Origin of the sequence: Streptomyces sp. NPDC085932 (assembly GCF_044540525.1) — a bacterium.
GTDB classification, from domain to species: Bacteria; Actinomycetota; Actinomycetes; order Streptomycetales; family Streptomycetaceae; genus Streptomyces; species Streptomyces levis.
The window spans coordinates 123,122-138,484 of sequence record NZ_JBITSJ010000007.1 but is presented as its reverse complement, the minus strand read 5'-3'; the positions used below and the strand labels follow the sequence as shown (position 1 = coordinate 138,484).

General features: G+C 70.7%; 15 protein-coding genes and 1 pseudogene. 4 read left to right on the top strand and 12 right to left on the bottom strand.

Going from position 1 to position 15,363, the window contains the following annotated elements; translation table 11 throughout:
• Nucleotides 1-43: 43 nt before the first annotated feature.
• The 3 genes from ACIGAQ_RS30730 to ACIGAQ_RS30720 all read right to left on the bottom strand — a co-directional run bounded on the left by ACIGAQ_RS30730 (nt 44) and on the right by ACIGAQ_RS30720 (nt 2,248).
• The gene (locus ACIGAQ_RS30730; protein ID WP_399788699.1) at nt 44-1,066 is read right to left on the bottom strand and encodes a hypothetical protein; all 1,023 of its coding nucleotides are present in this window, start codon (nt 1,064-1,066) and stop codon (nt 44-46) included.
• Nucleotides 1,054-1,710: a hypothetical protein gene (locus tag ACIGAQ_RS30725; RefSeq protein WP_399788696.1), complete on the bottom strand. Its 657-nt coding sequence runs from the start codon at nt 1,708-1,710 to the stop codon at nt 1,054-1,056. The genes ACIGAQ_RS30730 and ACIGAQ_RS30725 overlap by 13 nt, the downstream gene beginning before the upstream one ends.
• 79 nt (nt 1,711-1,789) lie before the next feature.
• Nucleotides 1,790-2,248: a GNAT family N-acetyltransferase gene (locus tag ACIGAQ_RS30720; protein WP_311681655.1), complete on the bottom strand. Its 459-nt coding sequence runs from the start codon at nt 2,246-2,248 to the stop codon at nt 1,790-1,792.
• A gap of 304 nt (nt 2,249-2,552) precedes the next feature.
• On the opposite strand from ACIGAQ_RS30720, the gene ACIGAQ_RS30715 reads away from it, so the two are divergent.
• Nucleotides 2,553-3,320, top strand: coding sequence for a response regulator transcription factor (locus ACIGAQ_RS30715; RefSeq protein ID WP_031117914.1), 768 nt, complete (start codon nt 2,553-2,555; stop codon nt 3,318-3,320).
• Here ACIGAQ_RS30715 and tamR read toward each other — a convergent pair.
• Entirely contained in the window at nt 3,279-3,776 is a 498-nt protein-coding gene (gene tamR, locus ACIGAQ_RS30710; protein ID WP_309093749.1) for a MarR family transcriptional regulator TamR, read from the bottom strand. The two genes, ACIGAQ_RS30715 and tamR, sit on opposite strands and share 42 nt — an antisense overlap.
• Before the next feature lie 140 nt (nt 3,777-3,916).
• Between tamR and ACIGAQ_RS30705 the strand changes: the two genes are divergently transcribed.
• Both ACIGAQ_RS30705 and ACIGAQ_RS30700 read left to right on the top strand, forming a co-directional pair.
• Nucleotides 3,917-4,738 carry a trans-aconitate 2-methyltransferase gene (locus tag ACIGAQ_RS30705; protein ID WP_399788692.1) on the top strand — a complete coding sequence of 274 codons (822 nt, stop codon included), beginning with the start codon at nt 3,917-3,919 and terminating at the stop codon, nt 4,736-4,738.
• Nucleotides 4,735-5,094 (top strand): annotated as a pseudogene (locus ACIGAQ_RS30700) (glyoxalase). Before ACIGAQ_RS30705 ends, ACIGAQ_RS30700 begins: the two are co-directional and overlap by 4 nt.
• Here the strand turns inward: ACIGAQ_RS30700 and ACIGAQ_RS30695 are convergent.
• Both ACIGAQ_RS30695 and ACIGAQ_RS30690 read right to left on the bottom strand, forming a co-directional pair.
• Nucleotides 5,091-5,768 (bottom strand): TetR/AcrR family transcriptional regulator, encoded by a 678-nt coding sequence (locus ACIGAQ_RS30695; RefSeq protein ID WP_311681662.1) that lies wholly within the window; start codon nt 5,766-5,768, stop codon nt 5,091-5,093. The pseudogene ACIGAQ_RS30700 and the gene ACIGAQ_RS30695 overlap by 4 nt on opposite strands.
• Nucleotides 5,765-6,784: a fatty acid desaturase gene (locus tag ACIGAQ_RS30690; protein ID WP_311681664.1), complete on the bottom strand. Its 1,020-nt coding sequence runs from the start codon at nt 6,782-6,784 to the stop codon at nt 5,765-5,767. Before ACIGAQ_RS30690 ends, ACIGAQ_RS30695 begins: the two co-directional genes overlap by 4 nt.
• Nucleotides 6,785-7,078: 294 nt before the next feature.
• Here ACIGAQ_RS30690 and ppc point away from each other — a divergent pair, with 294 nt between their 5' ends.
• Entirely contained in the window at nt 7,079-9,811 is a 2,733-nt protein-coding gene (ppc, locus tag ACIGAQ_RS30685; RefSeq protein ID WP_399788687.1) for a phosphoenolpyruvate carboxylase, read from the top strand.
• Between the two features lie 65 nt (nt 9,812-9,876).
• Here ppc and ACIGAQ_RS30680 read toward each other — a convergent pair whose 3' ends face one another.
• The 6 genes from ACIGAQ_RS30680 to glmU all read right to left on the bottom strand — a co-directional run bounded on the left by ACIGAQ_RS30680 (nt 9,877) and on the right by glmU (nt 15,300).
• A complete protein-coding gene (locus ACIGAQ_RS30680; protein ID WP_399788685.1) occupies nt 9,877-10,587 on the bottom strand; it encodes an LPXTG cell wall anchor domain-containing protein in 711 nt (236 codons plus the stop codon).
• 138 nt (nt 10,588-10,725) lie between these two features.
• Nucleotides 10,726-11,229 (bottom strand): hypothetical protein, encoded by a 504-nt coding sequence (locus ACIGAQ_RS30675; protein ID WP_399788682.1) that lies wholly within the window; start codon nt 11,227-11,229, stop codon nt 10,726-10,728.
• Nucleotides 11,230-11,271: 42 nt separating this feature from the next.
• On the bottom strand, nt 11,272-11,874 hold the full coding sequence (gene pth / locus ACIGAQ_RS30670) for an aminoacyl-tRNA hydrolase (protein WP_399788679.1): 603 nt from the start codon (nt 11,872-11,874) through the stop codon (nt 11,272-11,274).
• A gap of 69 nt (nt 11,875-11,943) precedes the next feature.
• Nucleotides 11,944-12,540: a 50S ribosomal protein L25/general stress protein Ctc gene (locus tag ACIGAQ_RS30665; protein ID WP_311681674.1), complete on the bottom strand. Its 597-nt coding sequence runs from the start codon at nt 12,538-12,540 to the stop codon at nt 11,944-11,946.
• 195 nt (nt 12,541-12,735) lie between these two features.
• On the bottom strand, nt 12,736-13,716 hold the full coding sequence (locus tag ACIGAQ_RS30660) for a ribose-phosphate diphosphokinase (RefSeq protein ID WP_311681676.1): 981 nt from the start codon (nt 13,714-13,716) through the stop codon (nt 12,736-12,738).
• Between the two features lie 135 nt (nt 13,717-13,851).
• The gene (glmU, locus tag ACIGAQ_RS30655; protein ID WP_399788674.1) at nt 13,852-15,300 is read right to left on the bottom strand and encodes a bifunctional UDP-N-acetylglucosamine diphosphorylase/glucosamine-1-phosphate N-acetyltransferase GlmU; all 1,449 of its coding nucleotides are present in this window, start codon (nt 15,298-15,300) and stop codon (nt 13,852-13,854) included.
• Nucleotides 15,301-15,363 lie beyond the last annotated feature (63 nt).

Below are 15,363 nucleotides of genomic sequence, written 5' to 3'. Positions count from 1 at the left end.
GACCGCGACCGGCCCCCTCCCCGCGGGGCCGGCCCCGCCCGCCTCAGCGATTGACGGACTGGATCTCCTGGACCGGCACCTCGGTGGTCGTGGCGAACGTCCCGTCGGGCAGGTCACCACCCGTGCCGCCCGCGCCCTGCCAGGTGATCTCCCAGGTGAGAGTCGCCTCAAGGGCGTAGGTGCCGTCTCCGGACGACCGCAGGTACCGCACTCCGCACGGTGGCGTCCGCTCCGCCTTGCCCCTGCCGTACGGCTCTCCGATCGAGCCGTCGTCGTTGATCCGGCACTCGCCGGACGCCGGAAGCGTCTCCGCGTCCTCCGTGCCGGCGTCGAGGTGCAGGCTCACCGGCCTGGCGGTCGTGGTCGCCCACAGTCCCGTGCCGGGCAGGCTCGCCGTGACGGACACGGGTTTGAAGGCGCCCTGGTCCAGCCAGATCCAGGTGGGGGCGTTCACGGTGGACCTGCCGTCCGGCGCCATGGAGATCCTGGTCGGAGGCACGACGGTCCGCTGATGCGCGAGCCCGGCGAGAGTCTCGGTGTCGATGGCCTGGGGGACGTCCGGGTTCTGGCCGTTGTCGACCCAGAACGGTTCCCGAGTGCAGGCTTTGGCTGCCGGGTCGTCCTTCATTTCCGGGTTCTTGACGGCCACCCACCACATGCCTTCGTCGTTCTTGTCGACGTTGAAATCCTTGTAGGGATGGCCCTTCTTGTAGCGCGCCTGGGCATCCGCGATGCCCTCGGGCGCGCCACCGGCGGACTCGTACATCGACCACTTGGCCTCGGTGAAGGTCTTGAAGTCCTCGGCCTTCCAGTAGGGCTCGTACCAGCAGGCGGGCGGTTCCCAGTTCACGGCTGTGGAGGTGACCGGGCCGCCGCCCTTGGCTTTGGTGCCCTTCACCGTGATGCTGACGCGGGACTCCAGGGCGGGGCCGGAGGAATCACCGGACGTCTTGCGCTCTTGGGAGCCGATGGTGTCGAACCCGCCCGCGGCAGCCGGAAGCGCACCCACGCCGATCAGCGCCGTGGCCAGTGCCGCCACCGCCAGGCTCCGTGTCACGGCTGGCACTTCTGTGACCCCCGGTCCTCCGTGAGGTCCCAGGTCTGCCAGACGCCGTCTGCGTTCTTCTTCAAGCCCAGGTTGTAGTAGACGTAGCTGTCGGACGTGGTCTTGGTGCCCCGCAGCTTGTTCGTCTCGCGGTCCTTGAGGTCGGCGCCGCTCTCGTCGACGCAGTACGTCAACGCCGCCGACTTCTTGTCGAACACCGTGACCTGGCGGTCGTAGTAGCGCAGGGTGCCGGCCCAGCTGGTCCTCTTCGCGATGGCGCCCTTCGCGTACTGGTACACGCCGGCCAGCGCGTCGTCCGTGTAGTAGAAGGCCATGCCCGACTTCTTCACGTCGCCGTGCGCCATGGCCTGCCACACCGTGCTGACGGTTCGTTCGTTGTCCGCCAGGATCGCGTCCTTCGCGGCGTCCCCGGTCCGCCGCCCCTCGAAGACCAGCTTCATGTCCGACGGCAGCTTGATCTCCGGCCGGTCGATCCCGTCCGCCGTGGCGGACCCCGACGGAGAGGCCGACGGCGTCTCAGCCGTGTCCGCACCGGCGATCTTGTCGGACGACGCCCCGTCACCTCCCCCCGAGCCACAAGCGGTCAACAGCAGGGCCGCGGATGCGGTGAGCGCGGCTGTCGCGAGCCGAGCGGGGCGGTTCACTGTGTGCTCCCGTTGATGTGGGGGGTAACTGCGAACCCACGCTATCGGGATGCCCGGCCACGGCAGCCAACAGGTCTGCTCAGTTCAGCCTCTTCACCAGCGTGTACTCCGTGATCCCCGGTGGGTAGTCCGGCACCGTGCACACCACCTCGTACCCCTGCTTCCGGTAGAAGCGCGGGGCCTGGAAGTCCCAGGTCTCCAGGCGGGACGCGCGGCAGGCGCGTTCGCCCGCGGCGATGTGTTCCGCTTGGGCGAGCAGCCGGGCGCCCAGGCCCCGGCCCCGGTGGCGTTCGTCCACCCACAGGTACGTCACGTGCAGCCAGGTCGCCCACGTGTGGCCGACCAGGCCGCCGGCCAGGTCCCCGTCGGTGTCGTTCACAGCCCACACGTGCAACGGCACGTCCCGTTCGTCCGGTGTCCCGCGCAGGGCGCGCAGGACCGGAGAGGCGGCTGTGTTCGCCTCCCGCAGGCGTGTGCGGAGCAGATCACGTCGGGCCTTGTCGACTTCTGTCTCAAGACGGAACATGCGGCACACCATAAACGCGCCGGACAGTCAGTTCTGCAAATAACCTTCCGCTCCGGGCCCCCGCCCGTACCCTGATGAACAGCACCGGTGGGGGCCGGTGCCGCTCAGGGGGCGAGACAGCCGGGTACGACACCCGGAGTGGGGGTAGCGGTTCCTGCACGGCGGCGGCCGTGCGGCTGCGGCGACCCGGTCATGCTGCGGCGAGGACGGACGGACAGGCGCAGCGGACGCACACTCCGGGGGTCGTACCCGCGCGGTGTCGTCTCCCGACGATGGGGTATCCCCTGCTCTTCAAGAGCTCGGGTAAGGGGGTTTCGTGGTTCGCATCCGAGTCCTGGTCGTCGACGACCATCGCATCTTCGCCGAGTCACTCGCCGCGGCCCTGGCCGCCGAGCCCGACGTCGACGTCTCCGCCGCCGGCAGCGGTCCCGCCGCGCTGCGCAGCCTGGAGCGCGCGGTCGCCGAGGGGCGCCGGTTCGACGTGCTGCTCGTCGACGCCGATCTGGGCGGCAAGGTACCGGGCGCGCGCCCGGCCGTACCCGTGCAGGAGGGCAACGAGGACGGGCTCGTGGACGGGATCTCCCTGGTCACGGGCGTGCGTTCCGCGCAGCCGAACGTACGGATCGTCGTGCTCGCCGAGAAGGACGACCCGCGGCGGGCCGCGCTCGCCCTGCAGGCCGGCGCCTCCGGGTGGGTCGCCAAGGACTGCTCGCTGTCCCGGCTGCTCACCGTCATCCGGGGCGTGCTGCGGGACGAGACGCATCTGCCGCCCGCCCTGCTCACCGGCGTGCTGCGCGAGCTGACCGCCGCCCGCAAGCACCGCACGGAGAGCGAGCGGCTCGTGGAGTCCCTCACTCCGCGTGAGCGGGAGGTGCTGCGGTGCATGGTGGCGGGGCTGGGGCGCAAGGCCGTCGCCGAGCGCCTGTACCTGTCGCCGCACACCGTGCGGACGCACATGCAGAACGTCCTCGGCAAGCTCGGTGTCCACTCCACCCTCGCCGCCGTCGCCCTGGCCCGGCGGGCCGGAGTGGGGCCCGTCGACCTAGCCGGGGATGTTGTCGAACGGGGCGGTCAGCTGGCGTAGCAGCCCCGCCAGGTCGCCGCGCTGGGCCCGGGTCAGCTCCGCGAGGATCGCGCGCTCCTGGTCCAGCAGACCCGCCAGGGCCTGGTCCGCGCGGTCCCGGCCCTCGTCCGTGAGCCGGACGAGCACGCCCCGGCGGTCGCTGGGGTCGGGCAGGCGCTCCACCAGGCCTTTCTTGGCCAGGCGGTCGATGCGGTTCGTCATCGTGCCGGAGGTGACCAGCGTCTGGGTGAGGAGCTGTCCGGGCGAGAGCTGATACGGCGTGCCCGCGCGGCGCAGGGCCGTCAGGACGTCGAACTCCCACGGCTCCAGGCCGTGCTCCGAGAAGGCCAGGCGCCGGGCCCGGTCCAGGTGCCGGGCCAGTCTGCTGACACGGCTGAGCACCTCGAGCGGTTCCACGTCGAGGTCCGGGCGCTCCCGGCGCCATGCTGCGACCAGCCGGTCGACCTCGTCCTCCATGACGATCAGTGTAGTGGTTGTGTCGACGTAGAGTCTCTTGACGTCCATTATCTTGACATCAAGATACCGTGAGCGTCACGCTGGGTGCGCATCCCTTCCGCGCCGTCGTACGGTCAGCTCGCAGGACACCAGGAGGACCCATGCCCCCAGCCGCCCCCACCTGGGACCCCGCCCAGTACCTGCGCCACGCCGGCCACCGGGCCCGGCCCTTCGCCGACCTCCTCGCCCGCGTCCCCGGCCTGCCCGGCGAGCCGCCCCGCATCGCCGACCTCGGCTGCGGCCCGGGCAACGTCACCGCGCTGCTCGCCGACCGCTGGCCCACCGCCCGGATCACCGGCTACGACAACGCGCCCGAGATGCTCGACCGTGCCCGCGCGGACCACGAGGGACCGACCCCCGGCGGCGGGCGCCTCGACTTCGCCCCCGCCGACGCCCGCACCTGGACGCCGGGCGAGCCGCACGACCTGATCGTCAGCAACGCCACCCTGCAGTGGGTGCCGGGGCACGTGGAACGGTTCGCCGACTGGGTCGCCGGGCTGAAACCCGGCGGGGTCCTCGCCTTCCAGGTGCCCGGCAACTTCGACGCCCCCAGCCATCGGCTCATGCGCGTGCTCGCCGACGCACCGCGCCGGCGCGACCGGCTCGCCGGCACCCTGCGCCACGCCGACGCCGTGCTCGGCCCCGCCGCCTACCACGAGCGGCTCACGGCACTCGGCTGCACGGCCGACGTGTGGGAGACGACGTACCTCCACCTGCTCCAGGGCGAGGACCCCGTGCTCGACTGGGTGATGGGGACCGGCCTGCGGCCCGTACTGACCGCCCTCGCCGGCGACCCCGAGGCTCGCGAGGACTTCCTCGCCGAGTACCGGCAGGCCCTGCGCGAGGCCTATCCGGCCGGCCCGCACGGCACCCTGTTCCCGTTCCGCCGGATCTTCGCCGTGGCGCGCAGGGAGAGCCGATGATCGCGGCCGTCGACCCTGTCCAGCTCGCCGCCCCGCCCGGCGGCGAGCAGCGGCTGCGGGCGTACCACGCCGGTGTCCTCGGTATGACGGAGGTGCCCGAGCCGCCGGGCTCGCCCGGCGCGGCGGGTGCTGGTTCCGGGCGGGCTCCGTGTACCTGCACCTGGGAATCGAGGAGGACGTCCGGGCGGCCGGGAAGGCCCACCCCGGGCTGCGGGTGACCGGGATCGACGCCTGCGCCGCCCGGCCGGCGTCCCACTGCGCCCCGGTCACCTGGGACTGGCGCCCTGCCGGGCCACAAGCGGTTCTCCTCGCGGGACCCGGTGGGCAACCGGCTGGAAGTCCTCGAACCCCTCTAGGCCTTGCGGCGCCCTATCAGGTGCGGCTTGGCCTCCAGGCCGTCCAGGCCGTGCCACGCCAGGTTCACCAGATGCGCGGCCACCTCGGCCTTCCTCGGCTTGCGCACGTCCAGCCACCACTGGCCGGTCAGGGCGACCATCCCGACCAGGGCCTGGGCGTACAGCGGCGCCAGCTTGGGGTCGAAGCCGCGGCTCTTGAACTCCCGGCCCAGGATGTCCTCCACCTGGGTGGCGATGTCCGAGATCAGCGAGGCGAACGACCCGGTCGACTGGGGGATGGGCGAGTCACGGACCAGGATGCGGAAGCCGTCCGTGTACTCCTCGATGTAGTCCAGCAGCGCGAAAGCCGCCTGCTCGCACAGTTCGCGCGGGTGACCGGCCGTGAGAGAACCGGTCACCATGTCCAGCAGGCGGCGCATCTCGCGGTCCACGACGACCGCGTACAGCCCTTCCTTGCCGCCGAAGTGCTCGTAGACCACCGGTTTGGACACCCCGGCCTTCGCCGCGATCTCCTCGACCGACGTGCCCTCGAACCCCTTGGCGGCGAAGAGCGTGCGACCGATCTCCAGCAGCTGCTGGCGGCGCTCGGCACCGGTCATCCGGGTGCGACGCGCTCGCCGCGGCTTGTCATTGCTGGGGGTGCTGCTCGAGTCGGTCGCCACAGCGACCATCATGCCGCCTCGACGGGCTCCTTCCCGCGCCGGGAGCCGCCTTCCCCGGTGGTACGCCGCGAATCGATACGCGAGCGTGACGGCCAGCGCACGTCGTACGCCCAGCCGGCCATCTCGAACCAGCGGATCAGCCGCGCCGAGGAGTCGATCTGCCCGCGCATCACACCGTGCCGTGCCGAGGTCGGGTCGGCGTGGTGCAGGTTGTGCCAGGACTCGCCGCAGGACAGGATCGCCAGCCACCACACGTTGCCCGAACGGTCACGCGACTTGAAGGGACGCTTGCCCACCGCGTGGCAGATCGAGTTGATCGACCAGGTCACGTGGTGCAGCAGGGCCACCCGGACGAGCGAACCCCAGAAGAAGCCCGTGAACGCGCCCCACCAGGACATCGTCACCAGACCGCCGATCAGCGGCGGCAGCGCCAGCGACACCACCGTCCACAGCACGAACTGACGGGAGATCGCGCGCAGCGTCCTGTCCTTGATCAGGTCCGGGGCGTACTTCTCCTGCGGCGTCTGCTCCTCGTCGAACATCCAGCCGATGTGCGCCCACCACAGGCCCTTCATCAGGGCCGGCAGGGTCTCGCCGAACCGCCACGGCGAGTGCGGATCGCCCTCCGCGTCGGAGAACTTGTGGTGCTTGCGGTGATCGGCCACCCAGCGCACCAGCGGCCCCTCCACCGCCATCGACCCGGCGATCGCCAGTGCGATCTTCAGCGGCCGCTTCGCCTTGAAGGACCCGTGTGTGAAGTGGCGGTGGAACCCGATCGTGATGCCGTGGCACCCCAGGTAGTAGAAGAAGACCAGCAGACCGAGGTCCAGCCAGCTCACTCCCCATCCCCACGCCAGCGGCACGGCCGCCAGCAGCGCGAGGAACGGGACGATGATGAAGATGAGGAGGGCGATCTGCTCGATGGACCGCTTCTTCTCGCCGCCCAGCGTGGCGGAGGCCGCTGCGGCGTCGATGGGCTGACCGGGCGCCTGCGGGGCGTCTGCGATCACGTCGGAACTACTGGTCATACGCGTCCCCTGGGGGGTATGTGGATGGAGAAGGGGTAGGCCGGCCACGGGAATCCGTGCAGTGCTTCCTACGGTTCCGTAACCTACGGCATCGTAAGTATGGCAGTGCGTCGCTCCGCGGCAAGAGCCCGACAGCCTGCGCGTCCCGGCCGACACCTATCCTTGAGTCGGTCGGACAGCGCGGTCCGCTCTGATTTCTTCCCGGACGTCCGGCCCCGTAAGCGGCGCCCGCCGCGCGAGACGCCGTCCGGGTTCCCTCCCAGACGAGCTTCAACACTGCAAGGAGCCGCACCTGTGAGCAGTGCCGACGACCAGACCACGACGACGAGCAGTGAGCTGCGTGCCGACATCCGCCGCCTGGGCGACCTCCTCGGAGAGACCCTCGTCCGGCAGGAGGGCCCCGAGCTGCTGGACCTCGTCGAGAAGGTCCGCCGCCTCACCCGAGAGGACGGCGAGGCCGCCGCCGAGCTGCTGCGCGGCACCGAACTCGACACCGCGGCCAAGCTGGTCCGCGCCTTCTCCACCTACTTCCACCTGGCCAACGTCACCGAGCAGGTCCACCGCGGCCGCGAGCTGCGCGCCCGGCGCGCCGCCGAGGGCGGCCTCCTCGCCCGCACCGCCGACCGCCTCAAGGACGCCGACCCCGAACACCTGCGCGAGACGGTCCGCAACCTCAACGTCCGCCCCGTCTTCACGGCCCACCCCACCGAAGCCGCCCGCCGCTCGGTCCTCAACAAGCTCCGGCGCATCGCCGCGCTCCTGGAGACCCCGGTCATCGAGTCCGACCGCCGCCGCCTCGACATCCGGCTCGCCGAGAACATCGACCTCGTGTGGCAGACCGACGAACTGCGCGTCGTCCGCCCCGAGCCCGCCGACGAGGCCCGCAACGCCATCTACTACCTCGACGAGCTCCACGCCGGCGCCGTCGGCGACGTCCTGGAGGACCTCACCGCCGAACTGGAGCGGGCCGGCGTCAAGCTCCCCGACAACACCCGCCCCCTCACCTTCGGCACCTGGATCGGCGGCGACCGCGACGGCAACCCCAACGTCACCCCCCAGGTGACCTGGGACGTCCTCATCCTCCAGCACGAGCACGGCATCAACGACGCCCTGGAGACCATCGACGAGCTCCGCGGCTTCCTCTCCAACTCCATCCGCTACGCCGGCGCCACCGAGGAACTGCTGACCTCCCTCCAGACCGACCTGGAGAACCTCCCCGAGATCAGCCCCCGCTACAAGCGCCTCAACGCCGAGGAGCCCTACCGGCTCAAGGCCACCTGTATCCGGCAGAAGCTGGAGAACACCAAGAAGCGCCTCGCCGACGGCACCCCCCACGTCGAGGGCCGCGACTACCTCGGCACCGGCGAACTCCTCGCCGACCTGCGGATCATCCAGGACTCCCTGCGCGCCCACCGCGGCGGACTCTTCGCCGACGGCCGCCTCGCCCGCACCATCCGCACCCTCGCCGCCTTCGGCCTCCAGCTCGCCACCATGGACGTCCGCGAACACGCCGACGCCCACCACCACGCCCTCGGCCAGCTCTTCGACCGCCTCGGCGAGGAATCCTGGCGCTACGCCGACATGCCGCGCGAGTACCGCGCCAAGCTCCTCGCCAAGGAGCTCAGGTCCCGCCGGCCCCTCGCCCCCACCCCGGCACCCGTCGACGCGCCCGGCGAGAAGACCCTCGGCGTCTTCCAGACCGTCAAGAAGGCCCTGGAGGTCTTCGGACCCGAGGTCATCGAGTCCTACATCATCTCCATGTGCCAGGGCGCCGACGACGTCTTCGCCGCCGCCGTCCTCGCCCGCGAGGCCGGCCTCATCGACCTGCACGCCGGCTGGGCCAAGATCGGCATCGTGCCGCTGCTGGAGACCACCGACGAGCTCAAGGCCGCCGACACCATCCTGGAGGACATGCTCTCCGACCCCTCCTACCGGCGCCTGGTCGCGCTGCGCGGAGACGTCCAGGAGGTCATGCTCGGCTACTCCGACTCCTCCAAGTTCGGCGGCATCACCACCAGCCAGTGGGAGATCCACCGCGCCCAGCGCCGCCTGCGCGACGTCGCCCACCGCTACGGCGTCCGCCTGCGCCTCTTCCACGGCCGCGGCGGCACCGTCGGCCGCGGCGGCGGCCCCACCCACGACGCCATCCTCGCCCAGCCCTGGGGCACCCTCGAAGGCGAGATCAAGGTCACCGAACAGGGCGAGGTCATCTCCGACAAGTACCTCATCCCCTCCCTGGCCAGGGAGAACCTGGAACTCACGGTCGCCGCCACCCTCCAGGCCTCCGCCCTGCACACCGCGCCCCGCCAGTCCACCGAGGCCCTCGCCCGCTGGGACGCCGCGATGGACGTCGTCTCCGACGCCGCCCACGCCGCCTACCGGCGCCTGGTCGAGGACCCCGACCTGCCGACGTACTTCCTCGCGTCGACGCCGGTGGACCAGCTCGCCGACCTGCACCTGGGCTCCCGGCCCTCCCGCCGCCCCGGCTCCGGCGTCTCCCTCGACGGCCTGCGCGCCATCCCCTGGGTGTTCGGCTGGACCCAGTCCCGGCAGATCGTCCCCGGCTGGTTCGGCGTCGGCTCCGGCCTCAAGGCCCTGCGCGAAGCCGGGCTCGACACGGTCCTCGACGAGATGCACCAGCAGTGGCACTTCTTCCGCAACTTCATCTCCAACGTCGAGATGACCCTCGCCAAGACCGACCTGCGCATCGCCCAGCACTACGTCGACACCCTCGTCCCCGACGAGCTCAAGCACGTCTTCGACACCATCAAGGCCGAACACGAACTGACCGTCGCCGAGGTCCTCCGCGTCACCGGCGAGAACGAACTGCTGGACGCCGCACCCGTCCTCAAGCAGACCTTCGCCATCCGCGACGCCTACCTCGACCCCATCTCCTACCTCCAGGTCGCCCTGCTCAAGCGGCAGCGCGACGCGGCCGCCGCCGGCGAGACCCCCGACCCGCTCCTCGCCCGCGCCCTGCTCCTCACCGTCAACGGGGTGGCGGCCGGCCTGCGCAACACCGGCTGACCCGCCCCGCACACGAACAGTGCCCCCGAGCCGCACCGGCTCGGGGGCACCACTCATGTCACACGTCAGCCGCGCCCGGCCTGCCGGCGACGGAACACCAGGAACCCGCCGGCCGCGAGCAGCACCGCCGCCGCACCCGACAGCAGCCCCACCGGCGCCCCGCTGCCCGTCTCGGCCAGATCACCGCCGGCGACGCCCTGCGGGGACGGCGACGACGCACCCGCGCCCCCGCCGGCCGACGCACCCGGAGACACCGACGCGCCCGGCTCACCCGGTTCGCCGGGCTCGCCCGACGGAGCCTCGGACGCCCCGGACGACGGCGACGCGGACGCCGACGCCGACCCGGACGGCGTCCCACCGCCGGGCTCCTCGTCCTCGCAGTCCGTCCAGAACACCTTGTGCTTCGCCGCGCCCTTCTCACCGTCGAAGTTCCAGAACAGCTTGTAGTGCCCGTCGGGCAGCGACAGGTCCTCGCTGCGGCCGTGCCCCTCGCCGTCCAGCGTCAGAGCACCGGACTCCACCGTCTCCCCCTTGTTCTCACTCGGGGGGATCGCGTCGATGTGCCAGTCGACCCGCTGACCGCCGTCGAAACCGAAGGCGTCCAGGTAGAAGGTGCACACGTGCGGCTCGTTGCGGCGCAGCTCCTCGCCCGTCGCGGCGTCATGGATCTTGACCGTGCCGTTGTCACCGGGCGGGGTGGCGTGCGCGGCGGGAGCGAACAGGAAGGCGGTGCAGGCGGCGGCGCAGACGGCGCCGAGGCGGGGGAGGCTTCGCATGGGGACGTAGTCCATCTTCGAGAAGTGACGGGAAGATGTGGAGGGGGCGGCTCAGCTTCCAGCCCAGCCCGACAGCACGTCAATCACGAACACACAACACTCGGGCCCCTCCACAGACCTGGAGAACGCCCCGACCCCTCAGACAGTCACGAAAGCGGCCGTCAGCAACGCCACCCCGGACAACGCCAGCACCCACGCCGCCCGCGTCCGCAGCAACCCGCCCGCCACCACGACCGACGCCAGCAACAACGCACCACCCAGCGGAACCCACGCGTACAGCACACCCGCCGGACCCGAACGCACCGCCTCGGCACCGCCCGGCTTCAGCACCACCGCGTACGTACGGCCCCGCTCCACCGCGACCGACCGCTCCAGCACCACCCTCGACCGCGGCTGCGCCCCCGCCGACACCGGCGCGAACCGGCCCCAGCACGTCTCCGCACCGCACCGCACCACGTCGACCGTGCCGCGCTCCCGCCCCTTCGTCAGCATCACGTGCTGCGCCGTACCCCACGACGCCCACACCCCGGCGATCAGGATCAGCACCGCGACCGCGCCCATCAGCGTGAACCGCCCGAACCGCAGCACGGCGACCGAGGCCGGACGAGAAGGCGGGGCATGGGCAGGCATGGCCGGGATCATTGGCCATGCCTCAACGGCCCGTCAACCCGGCCGGGTGACAAGTCAGGAGTTGTACGTGCTTTGCGCCCGCTCCAGCCCCTCGATCACCAGACACTCCACCGCGTCCGCCGCCCGGTCCACGAAGTAGTCCAGCTCCTTGCGCTCCGCCGACGAGAAGTCCCTCAGCACGAAATCCGCCACCGGCATCCGCCCCGGCGGCCGCCCGATCCCGAACCGCACCCGGTGATAATCCGCCCCGAACGCCTTCGTCATCGACTTCAGACCGTTGTGCCCGTTGTCCCCGCCACCCAGCTTCAGCCGCAGCGTCCCGTAGTCGATGTCCAACTCGTCGTGCACCGCCACCACATGGGCCACCGGCACCTTGTAGAAATCCCGCAGCGCGTTCACCGGACCGCCCGACAGGTTCATGTACGACATCGGCTTCGCCACGATCACCCGCCGGTTCGACGGCCCCGGCGGCCCGATCCGGCCCTCGACCACCTGCGCCTGCGCCCGCCCGGCCCGCTTGAACCTCCCCCCGACCCGGTCCGCCAGCAGATCGGCCACCATGAAGCCCACGTTGTGCCGGTTGCCCGCATACTCCGGCCCCGGATTGCCCAGCCCCACGATCAGCCAGGGAGCGGCGGCATCGGTCGTCACGTCCATGTCTCCTTCATACGCGTCGGCCGCTGCCCCGCACGGGAACAGCGGCCGACGAAACGACGACGCGGAGGATCAGGCCTCGGCGGCCTCGTCCTCAGCGGACTCCTCGCCCTCCGGGGCCTCCTCGGCCTGCGCGGCCAGCACCTGAAGGACGACGGCGTCCTCCTCGACGGCCAGCGTCGTGCCCTTCGGCAGCGTGATGTCCTTGGCCAGGATCGAGGCACCGGCCTCCAGACCCTCCACCGACACCGTCACCGACTCGGGGATGTGCGTCGCCTCGGCCTCGACCGGCAGCGCGTTCAGCACGTGCTCCAGCAGGTTGCCGCCCGGAGCCAGCTCACCCTCGGTCTGCACCGGGATCTCGACCGTGACCTTCTCGCCACGCTGGACCAGCTGCAGGTCCACGTGCTCCAGGAAGCCCTTCAGCGGGTCACGCTGCACGGACTTCGGGATCGCCAGCTCGTTGGTCTTGCCGTCGATGTCCAGCGCGATCAGGACGTTCGGCGTACGCAGCGCCAGCAGCAGGTCGTGACCCGGCAGCGTCAGGTGGATCGGGTCCGAACCGTGCCCGTACAGGACACCCGGAACCTTGTCCTCACGACGGATACGGCGCGCGGCACCCTTGCCGAACTCGGTGCGCGTGGCGGCGGAGATCTTCACCTCGGACATAGCACTCACTCCTCGAAGTCAGAAACGGACGTGGTCACCCGGCCACGAACGGCCTGCTACGAAGAGCGCGTCGATAACGGACCGCCGCATCCCGAGAACACGGGAACGGCCTCCCTCGCCGAGCAACTGCAGCAGTCTACTCGGACCGGGAGGCCGCACCCAAAACGATCTCCGGAGCGCTCTCTGCCGCGCCCTCTACTGCTCGTCGAACAGGCTCGTCACCGAACCGTCCTCGAACACCTCACGCACCGCACTCGCGATCGTCGGCGCGATCGACAGCACCGAGATCTTGTCCAGATCCCGGCTCAGCTCCGACGGCGTCGGCAGCGTGTTCGTGAACACGAACTCACTCACCCGCGAGTTCTTCAACCGGTCCGCCGCCGGACCCGACAGCACACCGTGCGTCGCCGTCACGATCACGTCCTCCGCACCGTGCGCGAACAGCGCGTCCGCCGCGGCACAGATCGTCCCACCCGTGTCGATCATGTCGTCCACCAGGACGCACACGCGACCCTTCACCTCACCCACGACCTCGTGGACGGTGACCTGGTTCGCGACGTCCTTGTCCCGCCGCTTGTGCACGATCGCCAGCGGCGCGCCCAGCCGGTCGCACCAGCGGTCCGCGACCCGCACCCGGCCCGCGTCCGGCGACACGACCGTCAGCTTCTCCCGGTCCACCTTCCGGCCCACGTAGTCCGCCAGCAGCGGCAGCGCGAACAGGTGGTCCACCGGCCCGTCGAAGAAGCCCTGGATCTGGTCCGTGTGCAGATCCACGGTCAGGATCCGGTCCGCACCCGCCGTCTTCATCATGTCCGCGATCAGACGCGCCGAGATCGGTTCACGCCCACGGTGCTTCTTGTCCTGCCGCGCGTAACCGTAGAACGGCACGATGACCGTGATGGAGCGGGCCGACGCACGCTTCAGCGCGTCGATCATGATCAACTGCTCCATGATCCACTTGTTGATCGGAGCCGTGTGGCTCTGGATCAGGAAGCAGTCGGCACCCCGCGCCGACTCCTGATAACGCACATAGATCTCACCGTTGGCGAAGTCGAAGGCCTTCGTCGGGACGACCCCGACACCCAGCTGTTGGGCGACCTCCTCCGCAAGCTCGGGGTGGGCGCGGCCGGAGAAGAACATCATCTTCTTCTCGCCGGTCGTCTTGATCCCGGTCACAGCACTGTCTCCTCAGAGGTGTCGCAGCTGGGTGTCGAGAGACCTCGCAGCCGGCTTGCCGGAGGCCGTCTCAGCTGGTGGGGGTGCGGGTGTGCACTTATCACCGTACGCCGTGTTTGAGGCAGCGGTTTCCGGTCAGCCCTCGCCGGACGACTCCCGGGACGCCGCCTCCGCCGCCTTCGCGGCAGCGCTCCCCGGACGCTTACGAGCCACCCAACCCTCGATATTCCGCTGCTGACCACGGGCCACGGCCAGCGAACCGGGCGGCACATCCTTCGTGATCACGGACCCGGCGGCGGTGTACGCACCGTCCCCGACCGTGACAGGCGCCACAAACATGTTGTCCGAACCCGTCCGGCAATGCGACCCGACCGTCGTGTGGTGCTTCTCCTGGCCGTCGTAGTTCACGAACACGCTCGCAGCGCCGATGTTCGTGTACTCACCGATCGTCGCGTCGCCCACGTACGACAGGTGAGGCACCTTCGTCCCCTCACCGATGGAGGCGTTCTTCGTCTCCACGTACGTACCGATCTTGCCCTTCGCACCCAGACGCGTCCCCGGACGCAGATACGCGTACGGCCCCACCGTCGCCCCCGCGCCCACCTCGGCGCCGTCGGCCACCGTGTTGTCCACGCGCGCGCCGGCACCGACGCGGGTGTCCTTCAGGCGCGCGTTCGGACCGACCTCCGCGCCTTCCGCCAGATGCGTCGCGCCGTGCAGCTGCGTGCCCGGGTGGACGACGGCGTCCTGCTCGAACGTCACCGTGACGTCGACCCAGGTCGTCGCCGGATCGATGACGGTCACACCGGCGAGCATCGCCGTCTCCAGCAGCCGGTCGTTCAGGATCCGGCGGGCCTCCGACAACTGCACCCGGTTGTTGATCCCGGCGATCTCCCGGTGATCCCCGGCCACCGAGGCCCCCACCCGGTGCCCGGCCTCCCGCAGGATCCCGAGCACGTCGGTCAGGTACTCCTCGCCCTGGCTGTTGTCCGTCCGCACCTTCTTCAGCGCGTCCGCCAGCAGCTGGCCGTCGAACGCGAACACACCCGAGTTGATCTCACGGATCGACCGCTGGGCGTCGGTGGCGTCCTTGTGCTCGACGATCGCGGTGACGGCGCCGGTGGCCTCGTCCCGCACGATCCGGCCGTAGCCCGTCGCGTCCGGCACCTCGGCGGTCAGCACGGTGACCGCGTTGCCGTCCGCCGCGTGCGTCTCGGCGAGGGCCCGCAGGGTGGCGCCGGTCAGCAGGGGCGTGTCCCCGCACACGACCACGACGGTGCCGTCGACGGATCCGCCGAGCTCCTCCAGGCCCATCCGCACGGCGTGCCCGGTGCCGTTCTGTTCGGCCTGCACGGCGGTACGGACGTCGGGGGCGATCTCGCCGAGGTGCGCGCTGACCTTCTCGCGCGCGTGGCCGACCACGACGACCAGGTGCTCGGGGTCCAGCTCGCCCGCGGCGGCGAGCACGTGCCCGACGAGACTGCGTCCGCAGAGCTCGTGCAGGACCTTGGGTGTGGCCGACTTCATACGGGTGCCCTCACCCGCTGCGAGAACGACGACGGCTGCCGGGCGGTTGGCGCTCACGGGATGCCCTTCGGCTGTGGATGGGGTGGGGGTGACATCCGCAGGATACCGGGGGGTTTTGTG

Excerpts from the sequence above, each read along its gene's own strand:
- ACIGAQ_RS30720 (WP_311681655.1), bottom strand. The coding sequence starts at position 2,248 with ATGGTGTGCCGCATGTTCCGTCTTGAGACAGAAGTCGACAAGGCCCGA.
- tamR (WP_309093749.1), bottom strand. The coding sequence starts at position 3,776 with ATGGAGGACGAGGTCGACCGGCTGGTCGCAGCATGGCGCCGGGAGCGC.
- ACIGAQ_RS30705 (WP_399788692.1), top strand. The coding sequence starts at position 3,917 with ATGCCCCCAGCCGCCCCCACCTGGGACCCCGCCCAGTACCTGCGCCAC.
- ACIGAQ_RS30695 (WP_311681662.1), bottom strand. The coding sequence starts at position 5,768 with ATGATGGTCGCTGTGGCGACCGACTCGAGCAGCACCCCCAGCAATGAC.
- ACIGAQ_RS30690 (WP_311681664.1), bottom strand. The coding sequence starts at position 6,784 with ATGACCAGTAGTTCCGACGTGATCGCAGACGCCCCGCAGGCGCCCGGT.
- ACIGAQ_RS30680 (WP_399788685.1), bottom strand. The coding sequence starts at position 10,587 with ATGCGAAGCCTCCCCCGCCTCGGCGCCGTCTGCGCCGCCGCCTGCACC.
- ACIGAQ_RS30675 (WP_399788682.1), bottom strand. The coding sequence starts at position 11,229 with ATGATCCCGGCCATGCCTGCCCATGCCCCGCCTTCTCGTCCGGCCTCG.
- pth (WP_399788679.1), bottom strand. The coding sequence starts at position 11,874 with ATGGACGTGACGACCGATGCCGCCGCTCCCTGGCTGATCGTGGGGCTG.
- ACIGAQ_RS30665 (WP_311681674.1), bottom strand. The coding sequence starts at position 12,540 with ATGTCCGAGGTGAAGATCTCCGCCGCCACGCGCACCGAGTTCGGCAAG.